This is a genomic window from Lentzea albida, from assembly GCF_900111005.1.
Taxonomy (GTDB): domain Bacteria; phylum Actinomycetota; class Actinomycetes; order Mycobacteriales; family Pseudonocardiaceae; genus Lentzea; species Lentzea albida.
Map to the genome: position 1 here is coordinate 139,017 of NZ_FOFV01000007.1, position 19,508 is coordinate 158,524.

Consider the following 19,508-nt stretch of genomic DNA (forward strand, 5'->3'; position numbering starts at 1 on the left):
CCAACGTACGTCAATGATTATGTCTAACAACTTCGTTCGCGGGCCCGTCGAAGCGCCCCTCACGCGGCCAGGTCGAGCCACTCCCCCACCGGGAGCACGTGCGCGCGCTGTCCGGCGTGCTCGCGGAACTCCCCCTCCGGGTCGCCGACCTCGACGTAGCCAGGGATCTTGAACGGCTGCTCCGTCTCGTAGTGCATCGGCACGGCGTGGCGGGCCGCGAGGATCTTCGCCGCCGCCGCGGCCTGGAGCGGGTCCATCGCGGCCGCGACCGGGCTCGGCGGCTGGAGGTGAGGTGCGTCGACCACCGCGCCGTTGGCCGGGAGGAAGGCCGCGTCGAACGGGGCGAAGCGGCGGGCGACCAGCCACCACCAGCCGTGAAACATCGTGTCGCCGCCGTGGAAGACGCGCTGCCCTTCGGCCTCCAGCACCCAGTTCAGCTGCGGGTCGCCCAGACCGTCGACGGACGGGACGGCCGTGACGGTGAACGGTCCGAACTCGTGGACGGACCAGGTGTCCACGACCTCGGCGCCCAGGTCGTGCTCCGCCAGTTCGCGCTCGCCCAGCAGCGTGGCCACGTTGTCGACGTCGTCGCCGTGGCCGGGTGCCGGGCGGAGCAACGGCGCGCCCCGCGTCAGTGCACCCACCAGCGCGGTGGCGTCGGTGTGGTCGCGGTGCAGGTGGGTGACGAGTGCCGCGTCGGCGCGCCCGCTCGCCTTCGCCAGACCGATGCCCGGCTGCCAGCCCGTGAAGAGCGGTGTCAGGTCCTGCACGTAGTCGATGAGCAGCCTCCTGCCGGCCGCCTCGACCTCGAGCCCCGCCCACCCCAGTCGTCGTACTCGCACTTCGCGCTCCCTCGTCGTGATCTGCGCGGCGAACTTAGCGTACGAGCGTTCTCCAAATCAATAGCGAACGTGCGTACGCTATTCTTGTGCCATGTCGCCGCGCCGTTCCGCCGCCGAAGCACTGCTCACGCGTGCCCGGATCCTCGGCCGCGCCGCCGAGATCGCCTCCGCGGAGGGGCTGGAGGGCCTCACGATCGGCCGGCTCGCCGAGGAGCTCGAGATGAGCAAGTCCGGGGTGCACAAGCACTTCGGCACCAAGTCGGTGCTGCAGATCTCCACTGTGGACAAGGCGTTCGTCGACTTCTGGCGGCAGTTCGTGGAACCGGCACTCGGCGAACGGCCCGGCCTGCACCGGCTGCGGGTGTTGTGCGACAACTCCGTGCGCTACCTCGCCGAGCCGCTGCTGCCCGGCGGCTGCCTGCTGACGGCCGCGCTCAGCGAGTACGACGGCCGTCCCGGCGAGGTCCGCGACGCGGTGGTCGGGGCGTGGTCGCGCTGGCGGGATCAGCTGCGGGCCGACCTGGAGATAGCCGTGGAGCAGGGCGAGGTGCCGGAGGGCTTCGACGTCGAGCAGGCCCTGTTCGAGATCCTCGCCGCGGGCTTCGCGCTCAACGCGGCCATGCAGGTCGAGCACGACGAGGCCGCGGCCGGGCGCGCACGCCGTGCGATGGAGCGCGCACTGAACCAGAGCTGATCCGCGCCGGCTTCGGCTGGCTGCAGTGCCCTGAGACGTTGTTGATTCGGGTGATGGGCGGGTGTCCGTCGAGCGCGGTGTGGGCGCGCCTGGCGGTGGCGGTCTCGTCGGGGTGGATCTCGGCGCAGGCGACGTAGGCGGCCGGGCGTCCGGCGGCGACACGCTCGATGACCAGGCGCCGTCCGTGCACGGTCAGCCGGGCTTTACGGTGGCACACGAAGACCTCCGTGTGCGATGCAGACCGAGCCTCCACCACGCGCCGGGCATCACGTCGACAACGTCCGTGATCACTACGGCTGGCGCGCGTCCTGGCCGTAGTCCGACGGACGGGTGCGGAGCTTGGCGGCGATGCGCGCCAGCGCCTGCCGGTCTGCCTTGTTCAACGGGTCGAGCACGAGCTCCCGCACCGCGCGCACGTGCACGGGCGCCGTGGAGACGACGAGCTCATGGCCGCTCTCGGTGAGCGCGGCGAGGGTGTAGCGGCCGTCCGCCGGGTCGGGCGACCGCGACACCCAGCCGCGCTGCTCCAGCCGTTTGACCACATTGGACAGTCGCGACAACGACCCGTTCGTCAGGTACGCGAGCTCGCTCATGCGGATCACGCGGCCCGGCGCCTCGGAGATCTGGCTCAGCGTCATGTACTCGAACAGCGTCAGCCCGGACACCTGGTGCACGGGCGCCTCCAGGCGGCCCGGCATCAGCAGCGCCAGCGAGATGAGGCCGGTCCACGCCTCCTTCTCGTCGGCGTCGAGCCAGCGCGGGGCGTCCTGGTCGGGTTCTGCGGCCACCCGGACACCCTACCGGGGCTCATTTGACTTCACGCTTGAAGTCACTGCATAGTGTCATCACTTCAAGCGTGAAGTTATTCGAGGAGTGAGCGATGACGGTGTCCCTGATCAACCCCGAAGGCCTCGTCCCGGTGCCCGACTACCACCACGTGGCGGTGGCCACCGGCAGCCGGCAGGTCCACGTGGCCGGTCAGGTGTCGTGGAACGGCGACGGCGAACTCGTCGCTCCCGGCGACCTGACCGGGCAGGTCGTGCAGGTGTACCGCAACGTGGCGACATCGCTGGCCGCGGCGGGGGCGACGTTCGACGACGTCGTCCGGATCACCTGGTACGCGGCCGGGTGGCGGCGGGAGATGTACGACGCGTTCGCCGCGGGGGTCGAGCAGGCCGCGAAGGAGCTGGGCATCACGGCGACCCCGCCGGCGTCGTTGATCGGCGTCGAGTTGCTGTTCGAGCCGGGCATCCTGGTGGAGGCGGAGGTGACCGCCGTCGTGGACTGACGGGTCCGGTCGCGGGCAGGTGGTCGCGCCGGGCACCTCACCTCCCCCGACCCGGACTCGCACCGGCCCTCGGCCGGAAACCGAACCTGGGCAGGCCGGCCACCACGTCCACTGTGCACTCGACCTCGAACACCTCACTCACGAGGTCCCCGGTGAGCACCTCCGCCGGAGGTCCCGAGGCGACGACCCGGCCCGCGTCCAGCACGACGACCGCGTCGGCGTAGGCCGCGGCCATGTCGAGGCCGTGCAGAGCCGCGACCACCGTGATGCCGAGGTCGCGGATCAGTTCCAGCAGGTCGAGCTGGTGCCGGATGTCGAGGTGGTTGGTGGGCTCGTCGAGGACGAGCAGGCGAGGGCGTTGTGCGAGCGCCCGGGCCAGGAACACGCGCTGCCGTTCGCCGCCGGACAGCTCCGCGAGCCGTCTGTCCGCGAAGGCCGCGAGGCCGGTCCGCTCGCAGACCTCGGCGACGATCTCGTCGTCCTGCTTCGTCAGCCGGTCGAACCGGCCGAGGTGCGCGGTGCGGCCCTGGGCGACGGTCTCCTCGACGGTGAACTCGAAGCCGGAGTGCTGCTCCTGCAACAGGACCCCGGTGCGCCTGCCCGCGTCGCGGGCGGTGGAGAGCCACACGTCCTCGCCGTCCACCAGCACCCGTCCGCCCGAGGGCCGCGCCGCCCGGAACACCGTGCGCAGCAACGTCGACTTCCCGCTGCCGTTGGGGCCGACGAGCACGCCGAAATGGCCGTCGGGAACGGTAAAGGAAACGTTGTGCAGCACCTGCTTGCCGCCCAGCGACGCGCTGACGTCCTCCACTGCAAGACTCACGAGGCCGTCTCCAGTCTGTGGCCGGCGCGGCGCATCACCAGCAGGAACAGCGGCACGCCGAGGAACGCCGTGACGACGCCGACCGGGAGTTCGGCGGGCGCGATCACGATGCGCGCCAGCACGTCCGCCCACACGAGGAAGCAGGCGCCGAGCGCGGCGGTGACCGGCAGCATCCGGCGGTGGTCGGCACCGACCAGCATCCGCGCCAGGTGGCCGATGATCAGGCCGACGAACCCGATGCCGCCGGACACGGCGACCAGGGTTCCGGTCAGCAGCGTCGTCAGCACGAGCAGCTGCCAGCGCAGCCGTGCCGCGTCCACGCCGAGTCCCGCCGCGGCGTCGTCGCCGAGCACGAGGGCGTTCATCCGCCGCGACCGCGTCATCAGGACGAGCATCGCGAACGCCAGCACCAGCACCGGGACCAGCAGGGTGTTCCACTGCGTGCCGGAGAGCCCGCCGAGCATCCAGAAGATGATCTGCTGCTGGGCCGCCGTGTCGTTGGTGCTCGCGAGCAGGAACGACGTCACGCCGCTGAACAGGTGTGCGCACGCGACCCCGACCAGCACCAGCCGCAACGGCTGCACGCGGCCTCGTTGCTGGGCCATCGCGAGCACGACGACGATCGCGAACGTCGCACCGGCGAAGGCGGCCAGCGGAACGGTGACCAGGCCGAGCAAGGTCGTGCCCGAGGTCAGCACGAGGACCGCGCCGACGGACGCGCCGGACGACAGGCCGAGCAGGTGCGGATCGGCCACCGGGTTGCGCACCACGGACTGCACGACGGCACCCGCCACCGCGAGCCCCGCACCGACCACGGCGCCGAGCAGGACGCGCGGCAGCCGCAACCGCCACACGATCAGGTCGGTGCCCGGATGCGCGATGCCGCCGGTCAGCCGTTCGACCAGGACCCCCGCCACGTCGGCGACCGGCACGGTCACCGGCCCGATGCCCACGGCGACCACGACGGACACGACCACGGCGAGGACGAGGCCCGTCCTCACGGGTGCAGCTCCCGCGCGAGCTGCTCGAGGCCGTCGAGGTTGAGCGCGGACGGGAACCCGACGACGTACTGGGAGCTGCTGACGATCCGGCCGTCACGGGCGCCGCTCGTCGTCGCGAGGAACGGGTTCGCCCTGATCTGGCCGACCAGCTCCTCCCCCTTGGCCTTGGCGAAGCTGAAGTCCGTCACGACCCAGATCACCTGCGGGTCGAGCTCCGCGATCTTCTCCGGTGAGACGTCCGCGTGCATCCCGTCCACCTCGGAGAACACGTTGGTGCCGCCCGCGAGTTCGATCAGCGCGTTCACGGGCGTCGACCCGCCGAGCGCTTTCACCGGCTGGCCCGCGACGGGGTTGTCGGCCAGGGCCATGACGCGCGGTCGCGCGCCGGACGAGGTCTTCGCCCTGACCGCGGCCTCGCGCCCCTTCAGTTCCGTGATCAGCGCCGTCGCCCTGTCCTCGACGCGGAACACCTTGCCGAGCCGGTCGAGGTAGTCGTAGGTGACCGACAGGTCGGTCATGGGCCTGGTGCGGTCGGCGATGCACCCCGCGATCCCGGGCGCCCCCATGGTGACCAGGTCGGCGTCCTTGGGCCCGGACCCACCGCCGAACGACGCGAAGCTCGTCAGCACGACGTCGGGCCGCAGGGCGGCGACGCTTTCCGTGCCGGGCACCTTGTCGCTGATCACCGGCACCTTGGCCAGTGCGCCGAGGTAGGGCTCCTTCTCCACGGCGAGGGGTCCGGTGAAGCCGGTGCCGACGATCCTGTCCGTCAGCCCGAGCCGCGCCATCGCCTGGGCGGCCCACCCGTCCAGGGTCACCGCGCGCGTCGGCGTGCTGGTGAACGTGATGTCCTTGCCCTGGCAGTCCTGGACGGTCACGGCGACTTCGTCCTGCGCGACCGGTGGCGCGGGCGCGGCGGAACAGCTCACGGTCAGCGACACCAGCAACGCCGCCAAACCGTGTGACGGCTTCAACTTGACGCTTCTCACGCCTACAGGTCGCGGCGGCGGCCGGGTTGGTTCCCGCGAGTTCCGGCGGGCCACGATCCCGAGTGGACGAAAGTTCGCTCGGTCACACCTGTGCGGTTCCCTGGGAACCGGAACGGCGTCCCGCCCGACCGCCAGTGCATGAAGGTGGACAGGACCGTCGCGCTCGCGGCGGTCGGCTCGGTGTCGTGCGTCGTGGTCGTCGTGCTCTGGGCGGCGGGCGACGTCTACGCCGCCCTCGGTGACAGCGACCCCGGCAGGCTGACGTCACTGGCGTTCGGGCTCGTGCGGACGCTGGCGAACGCCGCCGCGACCGTCACCGTGGGAGCGCTCGCATTCGGTGCGTTCGTCGTGCCCGCGCCACCGAAACGCACCCGGCTGACAGCGCACGCGTACGCGGCGGTGCGCACGGCCGCGACGGCGGCGACGGTGTGGTGCTGCGCGTCCGGCGCGGCGATCGTGCTGTCCGCGGCGGACGCGTCCGGGCAGTCGTTCGCGGTCGCGCTGGAGCACCTGGGCGGGCTCGTGGACGCGGCCGAGGAGCCCAAGGCGTGGATCTGCTCGGCGGTGGCCGCCGCGGTCGTCGCGGTGGGCGCGCGGGCGACGTTGACGTGGACGACCTCGGTGCTGTGGCTCGTTCCCGCCCTGGCCGGCGTGCTGGCACCGGTGATCGCCGGGCACGTGGCCAACGGCGCGTGGCACGACGTCGCCACCAACGCGATGGTCTGGCACGTCCCGGCGGCCGCGGTGTGGATCGGCTCGCTCGTCGCGTTGCGCACTCACCTGCGCCGGCCGGGAGGCGGCACCGAGGTGGTGTTGCAGCGCTACCGCCGCCTGACGGGGTGGTGCCTCGTCGTGGTCGTCCTCAGTGGAGCGGTGGCGGGAGCGGTGCTGACCGGACCTTCCGGGATGCACGGCGGTTATGCGGTCCTGTTGCTGCTCAAAGCCTTCGTGTGCGCGGCGGTCCTGGTGCTGCGTGCTCGCTGGCGAAGGCCTCTCGCCGCGGAACTGGTGGCCGTCGGACTGGCGCTCGGCGCGTCGGCCGGGCTGACCCACCTCGTGCCGCCCGCCTGGTCGCGGACCAGGCCGTCACCACAGGAGACCGTGCTGGGCTACGAGCTCCCGGACCCGCCGTCGCTCACGGAGATCGTGCTGGGCTGGCGGTTCGACCTCGTGCTGGGACTCGGCGCGGTCCTGCTGGCGGTGGCCTACGTCGTCGCGGTCCGGACGCTGCTCCGGCGGGGCGACGCCTGGCCGTTCGGGAGGACCGCCGCGTGGCTGCTCGGATGCGCCGTGGTGCTGGTCGCGACTTCGTCCGGCGTCGGCCGGTACGCGGCCGGAATGTTCAGCACGCACATGGTCGCGCACATGTCGCTGAACATGCTCGCGCCCGTGCTGCTCGTGCTCGGCGGACCGCTCACGCTGGCGTTGCGGGTGCTGCCGGCCGGACCGAGGCAGTGGGTGACGGCGCTGATGCACTGCCGCGCCGCACGGCTGTTCACGCATCCCGCGGTGGCCGCGGCGACGTTCGTCGGCTCGTTCTACGTCCTGTACTTCTCCGACCTCTTCGGTGCCGCGATGCGCTTCCACTGGGCGCACCAGCTGATGAACCTCCACTTCCTCGTCAGCGGCTACGTGTTCTTCTGGCTCGTCATCGGGGTCGACCGCGCACCGCGCACGCTCCCCCACCTGGCACGGCTCGGCCTGGTGTTCTCGGTGATGCCGTTCCACGCGTTCTTCGGCGTGATCCTCATGAACAAGCAGACCGTGATCGCCGAGTACTCCTACCGCACCCTCGGCCTGACCTGGATGCCCGACCTCCTCACCGACCAGCGCCTCGGCGGCGGCATCGCCTGGGCCACCGGCGAGATCCCGATGCTCGTCGTCGTGCTCGCGCTGCTGCGGCAGTGGGCGGTGGCCGACCGCCGCGAGGCCGTGCGGTTCGACCGCGCCACCGACACCGGGCACGACGACCGGCTCGACGCCTACAACGCGATGCTCGCAGAGCTCTCCGGAAGGAAGAACTGACCAGTCATGACCACCACCACGGACGGCGCCGTCGAACTGACGGTGTCCGGCATGACCTGCGCGGCCTGTGCCACGCGGATCGAGCGCAAGCTGAACAAGGTCGCGGGCGTCCGCGCGACCGTCAACTACGCCACCGAACGCGCGGTGGTCCACCTGCCCCAGGGGATGCGGGCCGATGACGCCGTGCAGGTCGTCCGGGACGCGGGTTACGACGCCACGCCGGCCGGGCGCGACCGCGAGCAGTCCCGCGACACGGTCACCGGACTGCGCCGCAGGCTCGTGGTCGCGGCCGTGCTCGCGATCCCCCTCGGCAACCTGTCGATCAGCCTCGCTCTCGTGCCCGCGCTGCGCTTCCCGGGCTGGGAGGCGTTGTGCGTGCTCCTCGCGTTGCCGGTGGTGACGTACTCGGCGTGGCCGTTCCACCGGGCGGCGCTGCGCAACCTGCGGCACGGCGCGTCCAGCATGGACACCCTGGTGTCGCTGGGAGTCCTCGCCTCGTTCGGGTGGGCACTGTGGTCGCTCGTGGCCGGGCCCTCCGGTCCGGGTTACTGGCTCGGTTTCGGCGTGACGGCGGAAGGCGCGGACGCCGTCTACCTCGACGTGGCGGCGGGCGTCACGACGTTCCTGCTGGCGGGTCGCTACTTCGAGCTGCGGTCGCGGCGGTCCGCGGTGGGGCTGCTCACCGCGCTCGCGGGCATCGCGGCGAAGGACGCGAGGGTGCTGCGCGACGGTGCCGAGACCACCGTGCCGGCGGCGGAGGTGCGCGTCGGCGACCTGCTCGTGGTGCGGCCCGGCGAGGCGTTGCCCGCCGACGGCGTCGTGGTGGAGGGGTACTCGGCGGTCGACACGGCGTCCATGACGGGCGAGCCCGTGCCGGTCGAGGTCGGTCCCGGTGACCACGTCACGGGCGGCACGGTCAACAGCGCCGGGCGGCTCCTCGTCCGTGCGACGGCGGTCGGGGCGAACACCCAGCTCGCGCAGATGCGGGCGCTGGCCGAGCAGGCCGCCGAACGCAAGGCCGCGGTGCAGCGCCTGGTCGACCGGGTGTGCTCGGTCTTCGTGCCGGTGGTGCTGGCGTTGTCGGCCCTGACGCTCGCCGGGTGGCTGCTCACCGACCACTCCACCCGTGACGCGTTCACGGCGGCGGTCGCCGTGCTGATCATCGCGTGCCCGTGCGCGCTCGGCCTCGCCACGCCGACCGCGCTGATGGTGGGCGTGGCGCGCGCCGCACAGCTCGGCATCCTGGTCAAGGGACCGGAGGTGCTGGAGGCGACGCGGGCCGTCGACACCGTCGTGCTGGACAAGACCGGCACGGTCACGACCGGCCGCATGCGGGTCGCCGCCACGACGTCGTTCACCGGGGAGGACGTGCTGAGGCCCGCGGCCGCGGTGGAGGCCGCCTCCGAGCACCCGATCGGTGTCGCGATCGCCGCGGCGTGCCCGGACGCGCCCGCGGTGACCGGGTTCGAGGCGTTGGTCGGCGCCGGCGCGCGCGGCGAGGTGGAGGGTGCTCCGGTCGTCGTGGGGTCCGCCGAGCTCATGGCGCGGCTCGACGTCGTGGTGCCCGCGGCCGCCGCCGAGTGGTGGTCGGAGCTGGGACCGGCGACCGGTGTGCTCGTCGCCCGGCACGGCGAGGTGGTGGGCGGCATCGCGTTGCGTGACACCGTGCACCCGTCCGCCCAGAGCGCGGTCGCGCGGCTGCACTCGCTCGGACTGCGGACCGTGCTGCTCACCGGCGACCACGAGGCCGCCGCGCGAGCCGTTGGCGCGGAGATCGGCGTCGGCGAGGTGATCGCGAACGTACGTCCCTCGGACAAGGTCGCCACCGTGGAGCGGTTGCGCGCGCAGGGGCGGCACGTCGCGATGGTCGGCGACGGCATCAACGACGGACCGGCGCTCGCCGCCGCCGACCTCGGCATGGCCATCGCCCGCGGCAGCGACATCGCCGCGCAGGCCGCCGACGTCGTCCTCGTGCGCGACGACCTGGACGCCATCGCGGACACGGTCGTGCTCGCCGGCCGCACGCTCGCCACCATCCGGGGCAACCTCGTGTGGGCGTTCGGCTACAACGCCGCCGCGCTCCCGCTGGCGGCGTTCGGACTGCTCAACCCGCTGATCGCGGGGGCGGCCATGTCGTTGTCGTCCGTGCTGGTCGTGGCGAACAGCCTGCGGTTGCGCACCGCCCTCGGAACCTCCCGGGACGAGTGAGCGGAAAGACCGGCGAGATTTTTCCGTTATCGGCGGGCGTCCAGGACATCTCCTGGTCAGAACACCCCTGGACCCTGCCGAAAGGAACTTCAGTGCCCCTCACCCCACGATTGCGGCGGCGCGTGTGGATCGCCGCTCTCGCCGTGGCGGGCGTCGCGGCGTCCGCGGTCACCGCGAACGCGATGTTCTTCATGCCTCCCGCGCCGCCCAAGGCCGTGCCGACCTCCACGACGACGGTCGCGCCACCGCCCGCGCTCGCGGACACCACGACGCCCCCGCCGGCCGCCACCTCCACGCCGCCGCCCGCCGAGACGACGATGGCGGCGGCCGTCCCGCTGAAGCCGCAGGAGCCGATCCCGCCGAACGCCGTGCGCGTGGCGGAGTTCGTGGCCGAGTGCCCGTTCACGCACAAGCTGCCGGACGACCCGATCGTCCTGCCGAACCTGGCCGGCGCCTCGCACATGCACAGCTTCTTCGGCAACACCTCGACCAACGCCCACTCGGACGTGACCAGCCTGAGCAAGGCGAGCAGCACGTGCAGCCCGAAGGTCGACCTCTCGTCGTACTGGGTGCCGACGCTGCTGGTCGACGGCCAGGCCGTCGAGCCGACCGGCACGACGTTCTACTACCTCGGCGAGGGCGTGCGCGACGACGTGACCGCGCGCATCCAGCCGTTGCCGTACGGGCTGCGCATCGTCGCGGGCAACGCCAAGGCCACCGCACCGGACAACACCACGATGTCGCGCTGGTCGTGCCTGCACGCGGGCCACGTCGGCGCGTCCAAGGACTTCGTGAACTGCCCGGCCGGCACGATGATCGAGTCCTACCTGGACTTCCCGCAGTGCTGGAACGGCAAGGACCTCGACTCCCCCGACCACAAGAGCCACATGTCCTACCCGGTCGCGGGCGACTGCCCCGCGACGCACCCCGTGCCGGTGCCGAAGCTGCGCCAGGTGCTGCGCTACCCCGCGAACGGCGACCCTTCCAAGTTCAAGCTGTCGTCCGGCCCCGGCTTCACGATGCACGGCGACTTCTTCAACGTGTGGCCGGAAGCCGAGATGGCGCAACGCGTCCGCGACTGCATCAACCGGATCGTCAAGTGCGGACCGGACGGCCGACCCTAGTGCGAGCCCTCCTCCTCACCGCGGTCCTCGCGGCAGCGGCCTGTGGCACACCGGCGGCCGGCACCCCTGTCCCGACCGACCTGTCCGCCACCGACCTGGCGTTCGTGGACCTGGTGATCCCGCAGAACGAGTCGGCGCTCGCCGCACTCGCCCTCGCCGACCGGCCCGGCTCCGCGCTGGGTCCGGTGGTCGCCCGGGTCGGCGAACGCTACCGGTCCGAACTGGCGCAGGCCCGCGAGTTGCTCGCCAGGGCCGGCAAGGCGGAGAGCGACCAGCACGAGGGTCACGACATGCCCGGCATGATCACGGCCGCCGAACTGGCCGCGGTCGAGCACGTGCAGGGCGCCGACTTCGACCTGCGGCTGAAGGTGTTGCTGCGCACGCAGTTCGAGGAGGCGCGCACGGTGGCCCGCGCGGAGCTGGCGTCGGGCACGAGCAAGCCGGTGCTGGAGCTGGGCGAGCGCATCGACAGCTCGCGCGCGGAGTTCCTGGAGTTGCTCGGGGGCTCGCGGCAGTGAGGTGACGCGGGTGGGGCGGGGCCGGGGTGCGGTCGGGGCGAGGTCCGCACCCAGGCTGCGCCCCTGCCCTGCCTCGCCCCGCACCCGTGCCCGTGCCCGTGCCCGTGCCCGGACTCACCATCCGCCCCGCCCCCGCCCACGGCCCTCCCCTCGCCCCGAACCCGTTCCCCAACCAGGCGCTCAGGACCGTCCGCCCACGGCCTCCTCCAGCACCTCCCGCAACGGAGTCACCGGCCGTCCGAGCAGCTTCTCCAGTTCCTCCCCCGTGGTCGCGAACTCGCCCCGCCGCGACGCCCGGAACATCCCGACCAGCAGGTCGGCCCGGTCCCTCGGCACACCGTTGCCGACCAGCGCCGCCGCCCACTCCTCGTCGTCGACGACGACCCGCCGAACCGTCCGGCCCGTGATCTCCCCCAGCAGCACCGCGACGTCGCCGAGGTCGAGCGCCTCCCGGGCGGTGAGGGGCGGGGTCGGACCGTCGAAGCTCTCCTCTCCCGCGAGCAGGATCGCGGCCGCCTCGGCGAGGTCGGCGTGCGCGGTCCACGACACCGGACCGTCCGCGGGCGCCACCAGCTCCCCCGTCGTGAGGGCCCGCCCCAGCAACAACGGGACCGTCGAGGCGTAGAAGCCGTTGCGCAGCGACGTGAACGGGACCCCGGACTCCTCGAGGCACCGCTCCGTGGCGGCGTGGTCGGGCATCGGCAGGAACAGCGAGTCGCTCGCCGCGCCCTGGTGGCTCGTGTAGAAGATCCGCTCCACTCCGGCCGCGCGGGCGGCCTCGATCGCGTTGACGTGCCGCTCGACCGCCGTCGAACGGGTGTCGTTCGTCGAGACGAGCAGCACCTGCGCCGCCCCCTCGAACGTCCCGGCGAGCGAGCCGGGATCGGCGAAGTCGCCCCGCCGCACCCGCACCCCGCGCCCGGCCAGCGCCGCGGCCTTGTCGACGTCCCGCACGCTGACGCCCACGCGACTCGCCGGCACCCGCTCCAGCAACCGCTCCACGACCTGGGCTCCGAGCTGGCCGGTCGCTCCACTGACGATGATCATCACTGCCTCGCTAACGTTGGTAGTAACGCTGACACTATCGACGTTAGCAACGTCGCGCTAGAGTGGGTCTCGTGGTCGAGAGCAACCGGGACAAGGCACGTGCACACGTCGTGGAGGTCGCGGCCCGGCTGCTGCGCGAGCAGGGAGCCGCCGCGGTCACCATCCGCGCCGTCGCCCAGGCCGCGGGCACCCAGGCACCGGCGATCTACCGGTTCTTCGAGGACAAGGAGGCGTTGCTCGACGCCGTCGCCGAGCACGTCTTCGCCGCGTACGTCGCCACCAAGGCGATGACCGAGCAGGGTGACGACCCGGTCGCCGACCTGCGGGCCGGGTGGGACACGCACCTCGGTTTCGGGCTCGCCAACCCCGAACTGGCCGGCCTGCTGCTCGACCCGTCCCGCGCCGCCCGGTCGCCGGCGATCGCCGGCGGGATCGAGATCCTGCGCGCCCGCGTGGCCCGCGTCGCCGCGGCGGGGCGGCTCCGGGTGAGCGAACGGCGGGCCGTCGAGCTGGTGCACGCCGCGGGAACGGGGGCGGTGCTCACCCTGCTGTCCTCAGCGCCGCAGGACCGGGATCCGGAACTCGCCGACGTCCTGTTCGAGACGGTCGCGCGGGCGATCCTCACCGACGAGCCCGCGGGCGAGACCTCCTCGGCGACCGACGTGGTGCGGCGCGCCCTGCCCGCGTTGCGGCAGCTGACGGAAGCGGAGCGCTCGCTGCTGTCGGAGTGGCTGGCCCGGCCCTGAGACGCGGCAGGGCGCTCCCGCCCGCGGGGGGTGGGAGCGCCCTCTCCTCGCTACCAGCCGGAGTTGCCAGTACCGCGCTGCACCGTGAACCTGTTCTCGTCGTTGGCCATCCCCTGGCTCCCGGTGCCCTTCACACCGGTCACGGTCACCCAGTCGAAACGCCCCGTGCCGGTCACCAGGTTGAAGTGGATGCCGTGCGACCCGGCGTTGGACACCGCCACGCCCTTGTCGTCAGTGAAGGCCTCGGTCGCGCCGCCGGTACCGGTGATCCGCACGTTGTCCACCGTCACGTTCGAGATCGCCTTGTTCCAGCTGAACAACATGCCGTGGTAGCTGGAGTCGACGATCTCCAGGTCCCTCACCACCAGAGGCGCGGTGATGTCGGACTTCTCGGCGAACAGCCAGACCGCGCCGGTGTGGGTGTCCCAGTCCCAGTTGCGGGTGCCGGTGCGGGTGAAGGTGGTGCGCTGCACCGAGGTCGTGCCGGCGAACGGCTTGGCGTCGTGCCAGCTCGACACCATGACACCGGCACCGTTGAACACCGTGTCGCTGATCAGCGAGTCCTCGACGCGGTTGTCCGTGCCGCCGTAGATCGCGGCGCCGTTGGCGAGGATCGGCAGCGAGATGGTGTTGAACGCGAACACGCTGCGGCTGACTTCGCTCTTCGGGTTCCACGACCACATGGCCATGCCGTCGTCGCCGGTGTTGCGGAAGGTGCTCTGCTCGACGCGGACGTTGGTCGTGGGTCCGTTGTTGCCGTTGACGTTCAGGCCGTCGGCCATGGTGTTGCGGACGCGCAGACCCGCCGCGTAGAAGCCGTCGGCCTGCTTGAGCCACAGCCCGGTCTTGGCGTGGTTGGTGGCCACGTTGAAGACCGTCGCGCCGGAGCCCGACTCCACCTCGACGAACGAGTCCGAGTTCGGGGCGTCGTCGGGGTCGCGGGTGGTGACGTCGCCGTCGAAGGTGAGGTCGGCGATCGTCGTGCCGGCACCGGTGATCGCGAACCCGCCGCGCCGGTCGGCTCCGTTGAGGACGGTGTGCCAGATGCCGGCGCCGCGCACGTCGACGCCGCTGAGGTTCACGACGCCGTTCAGGTCGTACTGGCCCGCGGGCAGCCACACGCCCCTGGTCGCGGTGCCCTGGGCGGCGGAGACGGCGGCACGGATGCCCGCGCTGTCGTCGGCGCCGTCACCGGGGTTGGCACCGTGGGTGCGGACGTCGACGTACCCCGCGGGCGCGGTCGTGGCGGTGGCGACCTCGGCGTCGAGCAGGTCGACGGTGATGTACGCGCCGGCACCGGTGTCCTTGGCCAGGCGGATCACGGTGCCCGCCGGGTAGGTCTGCGGCAGCAGGACGCGCGCGTCGTCGAAGTAGCGGTGCGGGCGCGCGCCGCCGGGGCCTTCGGCGAACGGGTAACCGCCGTACATCCAGCTGTACTTGGAAGTCAGCTGGAGGTCGGTGACCTTGGTGCCGTTCGCGTACACGGCGAGCGGCGCGGTGGTGCCGTCGGGGATGCTCGCGCGGACGGTGAGGGCGTTGGCGGGTGCGGTCAGCGTGATCTGCACGTGCTGGCCGGTGCCGGTGAGCTTGACGGCACCGCGCCCGGAGGCCTCGGCGACGTCGGTGGTGTACTTGCGGCCCGGCGCGAGCTTGGTGCCCGTGGTGGTCCCCGCCTCGGCCTCGTAGGTGGTGAACGGCACGGTCGCACCCCGCGCGGCCAGCGCGGCCGAGCCGGTCACGGCGATGTTGTCGAGCTGTGCGCCGTTCGCGTCCTGGTAGCCGATGATGTTCAGACCCGCGCGCAACGCCGTGGTGTGCGTGACGGTGCGCCAGCCGCTGCCGCCGGAGAGGGTCAGTTGCGCACCCTTGACGCCGTTGACGTACGCGGTCACCGTGCCGCTCGCGGATGCCGTGTACCGCACCGTGATCGTGGCGTTGCCGGCGCTCGCCTGGTTGATCGTCCGGATCACCCGCGCGCCCGCTCCGGGCAACGACACCGCGCCGCTCCCGGTCGCACCCGCCGTGGTGGTCGTGACGGCGCCGCCGCCGAGGAAGCCGCTCTCCAGCTCCGTGGTGCCCTCGGGAGTCGGGGTGGTGTCGTCCGGAGCCAGGGCGACGCTGTCGAGGTTGATGTTGCCGTTGTCGTTGGCACCGAAGGACACCACGACGGTGTTCGGCCCGACGACGGTGGTCACCGGCACGCTCGCGGTGGCCCACTCGCCCCACGACGCGGTGGCGGGCAGCGAGACCTGTTGTGCCGCACCGTTCACCGCGGCGGTCATGGTGCGCGGCGATCCGGTTCCGTTGGCGTAGCGCAGGGTCAGGGTCGACCTGGTGGCGGTGCTGGAGACCGTGAACGTCGCCGCCGCACCCCGGTTGGCGTCGACGAACCCGCCGACGTACCCGCTGCCGGTGTGCCCGCCGTGCTCGGACTCGACCCGCGCGCCACCGGAGAGCGTGCCGGACTCGGCCTCCACGACCCCGGCGGCGGGGCTCACCGGCTCGACGGACAGGCTGTCGATGTTGACGTTGCCGTTGTCGCCGCTGCCGTACCGCACGGCGAGGGTGTTGGCGCCCGCGTTCAGCGTGACGTTCTGGCTCACCGCGCCCCACGACGCCCAGCCGGCGGTGGCGGGGAGCGAGAGTTGCCGGGTGGCGCCGTTGACGGCCAGCGTGACGGTGCGGGTGCTGCCGGTTCCGTTGGCGTAGCGCAGGACCAGGCTGTGCGCCCCCGCCGCCGACCCGCTGGTCGTGACGGTCAGGGCGGCGTTGCCGCGGTTCGCGTCGGTGAACCCGCCGACGTAGCCGGAGCCGGTGTACCCGGCGTGCTCGGTCTCGGCGCGGGCGCCGCCCGCGAGCGCGGCGGATTCGGCCTGGTAGATCGTAGGGGCGGCCGAGACCGCGCTCGTTCCGCCCGCTATCAGGGCAGCGCTGAGTACCGCGACCTTCACGGCCGCGGGGAGTTTCTTCAACATCGTTGTTGTTCTCCTGGGCGAATGGGGACAGGGCCTAACCTTTGACGGCTCCCTCGAGCGCGCCGCTCTGCAGGAACAGCCGTTGGAACACCAGGAAGAGCGCCACCGGGATGACCGACGAGATGGCGAGCGCGGCGAGGAACACGTCGAGCTCGACGTAGCGCTGCAACGCGGGCAACCGCACCGACAGCGGCTGCACCGCCGAGTCGGGCAGCACCAGCAGCGGCCAGAGGAAGTCCTTCCAGCTGGCCACGACGGCGAACACCGACACCACGCCCAGGATCGGGCGCGAGAGCGGCAGGACCACCGACCAGAACACCCGCGCGGGTCCGGCGCCGTCGACCCGTGCGGCCTCCAGCACCTCGCGCGGCAGGTTCGCGAAGAACCGTTGCACCAGAACGACGTTGAACGCGCTGGCGCCCGCAGGCAGCCACACCGCCCAGAACGTGTTGATCATCCCGCTGCGCACGACCGTCAGGTACAGCGGCACGAGCAGCACGATCGACGGGACGAACAGCGTGCCGAGCACGACGGCGGTGACCAGTCCGCCGTAGCGGGGCCGCAGGATCGCCAGGGCGTAGCCGGCGGTGGTGGCCACGACGAGTTGCACGAGCCACGACCCGGCGGCGATCACCACCGTGTTGAGGAAGTACTTGTCGATCTCCACCCGCGTCCACGCGGTGAGCAGGTTGGCGAGGTCGACACCCGTCGGGAAGATCGCCAGCGGCGCGCGCAGCGTGTCCTGGGTGGGCGTGACGGCGGCTTTGGCGAGCCACAACATCGGCCCGAGCCCGGTGAGCAGCAGCGCACCCAGCAACACCCCCTGGACCGCGCGGAGCGTCCGGCGGATCGCCGGGGTGGCGCGCTCCGACGGCGAGATCAGGCCGCGCTTCACGAGGCGCTCCAGGACTTGGTGACGCGCAGGTACACGGCCGAGAGCACGGCCAGGACGGCGGCGAGCATGATGCTCAGCGCGGTCGCGGCGCCGTAGTCCCCGCCGAGGCTGCTGGCGAAGGCGTAGTCGTAGATCAGCAACAGGACCGTCATCGTCGAGCCGGCCGGACCGCCGCCGGTGAACAGGAACGGTTCGAGGAACACCTGGGCCGTGCCGATGATCTGGAGGATGAACGTCACCAGCAGCACGCCCCGCAACCGCGGCAGGGTGACGTGCCAGACCTTGCGCCAGATCCCCGCGCCGTCGATCTCGGCCGCCTCGTACTGCTCGGCCGGCACGCCGGCCAGCGCGGCCAGGTAGATGATCACTGTGCCGCCCGCCGCGGCCCACGTCGCCTCCAGCACCAGCGCGGGCATGGCGCTGCCCGGGTCCTGCAGCCACTGCCAGGGTCCCAGTCCGGCCCAGCCGAGCACGGTGTTGAACACACCGGACGGACCGGCGTCGTAGAAGAACTTCCACAGCAGCACGGCCACCACCGGTGGCACCACCACCGGCAGGTAGGCCAGCGCGCTGAAGAGACCGCGGCGGTGCCGGACCTCGCTGATCAGCACGGCGGCGACCAGCGGGATCGGGTAGCCGAACACCAGCGCCAGCACCGCGAACCACAGCGTGTTGCGCACGGCCGTCCACAAGAGAGGGTCAGCGAGCACCTGGGCGAAGTTGTCCAGGCCGACGAACGTGACCGGCCCGACGAGGTTCGTCCGCTGGAAGCTCATCACGACCGACTGGACGATCGGCGCCCAGGAGAACACCCCGAACACCACCAGCAGCGGCACCAGGAACAGCAGGGTGGTGAGCCCGCCGCGGCGGACCCAGGTGACCGGCGTGCGCCGGCGACGGGGAGCGGGCGGTGGCGGCGGGACGACCGCCACCGCGCGGACCGGGGACTGGACGGCCACCGCTCAGCCCCGGCCCATCGTGGCCTGCGCGTCGGCGTCGGCCTTCTTCAGCAGCGCGGCGACGTCGGCGCCCCGGTCGGTCAGCAGCGTCTGCACCGTCGTGTCCAGGATCTTGTAGACCTCCTGGGTGGATTTGGTGGGCTCGGTGACCAGCGGCTGGTCGAACATCTTGTCCGTGTAGGGCTTCATCTGCCCCAGCGGCACGTTCACGTACTGCTTGACCCACTCCTGCTGCTTGTCGTAGGTGGCGCGGTCCACGACCGGCAGCGCGGGCACGCCGACGGGCTGCTTGGTGTCCGCCAACGTCTTCGCGTCCGCCACCGCGGCGTCCTGGTTCGTGAGCTTGCCCATGTAGTAGAAGTCGATCCACTTCACGGCGGCGTCCTTGCCGCGCTCGCCCGTGTTCGAGCTGACGACGGCGAGCGTCCCGCCTCCGAGCACACCCGCGTCGGGCTTGTCCGCCAGCGGAAGCGCGGCCACGCCGTAGTCGGCGGGCTTGAGGCCGTTCTGGGTGACGAGGTTGCCGTAGTTGCCGCCGCCCGAGACGTACATGCCGATGCGGCCGGCGGCGAAGTCCTGGTTGATGCCCGCCCAGTCGTAGAGGAAGTTGGCACCCATCGAATCGTCGTCCCAGCGCATGGCACGCAACGTGGTCATCACCTCGGTCATCTCCGGGGTGTCCACGGTCGCCTCGGCGGTCTCGCCGTTCAGCTTCTCGGTGCGCCCGCCGAACGCGTAGTCGAGCGTGGTGAGGATCCACCCGCCGGTGTTGCCCTGCGTCATCTGCGCGTAGCCGGCCTGACCCGTGCGTTCGGTGATCTGCTTCGCGGCCGAGCTGACCTCCGCCCACGTCGTCGGCGGCTTGTCCGGGTCGAGCCCGGCCTGGGTGAACAGCGTGCGGTTGTAGTGCAACGCCTGGCCGTACGCGGCGATCGGCACGGCCCACTGCCTGCCGTCGGCCGACTGCCCGGCCTTGGCGACGGTCGGGTTGAGCCCCGACGCGTAGGGCAGCGCGGCGACCCGCCCGCTGATGTCGGCGATCTGCTTGCGCTCGATCAGCCCGCGCCCGTCGGTGAACGGCACGGTCAGCACGTCCGGCGCGGTACCGCCCGCGAGCTGCGCGGTGAAGGTGGCCGCCGTCCAGGTGTACTCCTGCGGCTTGACGTCGACGTCGGGGTTGACCTGTTCGAACTGGGCGACGCGGGCGTTGAACGCCTCGATCGCCTTGGCCTCGAGCCCGGCGTCCATGGCGACGGTGAGGACCACCTTGCCCTCGGCGTTGAGCTCGTCGTCGGGGCTGGAGCCGCACGCGGTGAGCGCCAGGGGCAGGGCGAGGGCGGCGGCTGTCAGACGGTGGGACTTCATTGTCTCTCC

General features: G+C 71.9%; 17 protein-coding genes. 7 read left to right on the forward strand and 10 right to left on the reverse strand.

The features are described from left to right. Positions 1–59: 59 nt before the first annotated feature. Positions 60–842, reverse strand: coding sequence for an MBL fold metallo-hydrolase (locus BMY74_RS19465; RefSeq protein ID WP_089917936.1), 783 nt, complete (start codon positions 840–842; stop codon positions 60–62). A 91-nt stretch (positions 843–933) separates the two neighbouring features. On the opposite strand from BMY74_RS19465, the gene BMY74_RS19470 reads away from it, so the two are divergent. Beyond that, on the forward strand, positions 934–1,536 hold the full coding sequence (locus tag BMY74_RS19470) for a TetR/AcrR family transcriptional regulator (protein WP_089917939.1): 603 nt from the start codon (positions 934–936) through the stop codon (positions 1,534–1,536). A gap of 290 nt (positions 1,537–1,826) precedes the next feature. On the opposite strand, the gene BMY74_RS19475 is transcribed toward BMY74_RS19470, so the two are convergent. After that, a complete protein-coding gene (locus BMY74_RS19475; RefSeq protein WP_089917941.1) occupies positions 1,827–2,324 on the reverse strand; it encodes a MarR family winged helix-turn-helix transcriptional regulator in 498 nt (165 codons plus the stop codon). A gap of 92 nt (positions 2,325–2,416) precedes the next feature. On the opposite strand from BMY74_RS19475, the gene BMY74_RS19480 reads away from it, so the two are divergent. Beyond that, positions 2,417–2,824 carry a RidA family protein gene (locus BMY74_RS19480; protein ID WP_089917944.1) on the forward strand — a complete coding sequence of 136 codons (408 nt, stop codon included), beginning with the start codon at positions 2,417–2,419 and terminating at the stop codon, positions 2,822–2,824. Between the two features lie 37 nt (positions 2,825–2,861). Here BMY74_RS19480 and BMY74_RS19485 read toward each other — a convergent pair whose 3' ends face one another. From BMY74_RS19485 to BMY74_RS19495, 3 genes are read right to left on the reverse strand one after another with little or no spacing between them, the layout of a single operon-like run. Continuing rightward, positions 2,862–3,647, reverse strand: coding sequence for an ABC transporter ATP-binding protein (locus tag BMY74_RS19485; protein WP_089917946.1), 786 nt, complete (start codon positions 3,645–3,647; stop codon positions 2,862–2,864). Continuing rightward, positions 3,644–4,648, reverse strand: a complete 1,005-nt coding sequence (locus tag BMY74_RS19490) for a FecCD family ABC transporter permease (RefSeq protein WP_089917949.1) — start codon at positions 4,646–4,648, stop codon at positions 3,644–3,646. Before BMY74_RS19490 ends, BMY74_RS19485 begins: the two co-directional genes overlap by 4 nt. Next, on the reverse strand, positions 4,645–5,637 hold the full coding sequence (locus BMY74_RS19495; RefSeq protein ID WP_143091627.1) for an ABC transporter substrate-binding protein: 993 nt from the start codon (positions 5,635–5,637) through the stop codon (positions 4,645–4,647). The genes BMY74_RS19490 and BMY74_RS19495 overlap by 4 nt, the downstream gene beginning before the upstream one ends. 138 nt (positions 5,638–5,775) lie before the next feature. On the opposite strand from BMY74_RS19495, the gene BMY74_RS19500 reads away from it, so the two are divergent. From BMY74_RS19500 to BMY74_RS19515, 4 genes are all read left to right on the forward strand, one after another. Beyond that, positions 5,776–7,662: a bifunctional copper resistance protein CopD/cytochrome c oxidase assembly protein gene (locus tag BMY74_RS19500; protein WP_089918280.1), complete on the forward strand. Its 1,887-nt coding sequence runs from the start codon at positions 5,776–5,778 to the stop codon at positions 7,660–7,662. Positions 7,663–7,668: 6 nt separating this feature from the next. Then, positions 7,669–9,870: a heavy metal translocating P-type ATPase gene (locus BMY74_RS19505; RefSeq protein WP_089917953.1), complete on the forward strand. Its 2,202-nt coding sequence runs from the start codon at positions 7,669–7,671 to the stop codon at positions 9,868–9,870. 92 nt (positions 9,871–9,962) lie between these two features. After that, the gene (locus BMY74_RS19510) at positions 9,963–10,994 is read left to right on the forward strand and encodes a DUF1996 domain-containing protein (protein ID WP_218159672.1); all 1,032 of its coding nucleotides are present in this window, start codon (positions 9,963–9,965) and stop codon (positions 10,992–10,994) included. Further along, entirely contained in the window at positions 10,994–11,512 is a 519-nt protein-coding gene (locus BMY74_RS19515; RefSeq protein WP_177229824.1) for a DUF305 domain-containing protein, read from the forward strand. Before BMY74_RS19510 ends, BMY74_RS19515 begins: the two co-directional genes overlap by 1 nt. A 180-nt stretch (positions 11,513–11,692) precedes the next feature. Here BMY74_RS19515 and BMY74_RS19520 read toward each other — a convergent pair whose 3' ends face one another. Beyond that, positions 11,693–12,559, reverse strand: coding sequence for an NmrA family NAD(P)-binding protein (locus BMY74_RS19520; RefSeq protein WP_089918284.1), 867 nt, complete (start codon positions 12,557–12,559; stop codon positions 11,693–11,695). A gap of 71 nt (positions 12,560–12,630) precedes the next feature. Here BMY74_RS19520 and BMY74_RS19525 point away from each other — a divergent pair, with 71 nt between their 5' ends. Next, positions 12,631–13,305, forward strand: coding sequence for a TetR/AcrR family transcriptional regulator (locus BMY74_RS19525; protein WP_089918286.1), 675 nt, complete (start codon positions 12,631–12,633; stop codon positions 13,303–13,305). A 50-nt stretch (positions 13,306–13,355) separates the two neighbouring features. Here BMY74_RS19525 and BMY74_RS19530 read toward each other — a convergent pair whose 3' ends face one another. The 4 genes from BMY74_RS19530 to BMY74_RS19545 are packed head-to-tail and all read right to left on the reverse strand — an operon-like array spanning position 13,356 to position 19,499. After that, the gene (locus BMY74_RS19530; protein ID WP_089917957.1) at positions 13,356–16,280 is read right to left on the reverse strand and encodes a CBM35 domain-containing protein; all 2,925 of its coding nucleotides are present in this window, start codon (positions 16,278–16,280) and stop codon (positions 13,356–13,358) included. A gap of 34 nt (positions 16,281–16,314) precedes the next feature. After that, positions 16,315–17,175, reverse strand: a complete 861-nt coding sequence (locus tag BMY74_RS19535) for a carbohydrate ABC transporter permease (RefSeq protein WP_089917959.1) — start codon at positions 17,173–17,175, stop codon at positions 16,315–16,317. Continuing rightward, on the reverse strand, positions 17,172–18,134 hold the full coding sequence (locus BMY74_RS19540; RefSeq protein WP_245786242.1) for a carbohydrate ABC transporter permease: 963 nt from the start codon (positions 18,132–18,134) through the stop codon (positions 17,172–17,174). Before BMY74_RS19540 ends, BMY74_RS19535 begins: the two co-directional genes overlap by 4 nt. A gap of 3 nt (positions 18,135–18,137) precedes the next feature. Next, complete coding sequence (locus tag BMY74_RS19545; protein ID WP_089917961.1) at positions 18,138–19,499, reverse strand: ABC transporter substrate-binding protein; 1,362 nt, start codon at positions 19,497–19,499, stop codon at positions 18,138–18,140. Between the last annotated feature and the right edge of the window lie 9 nt (positions 19,500–19,508).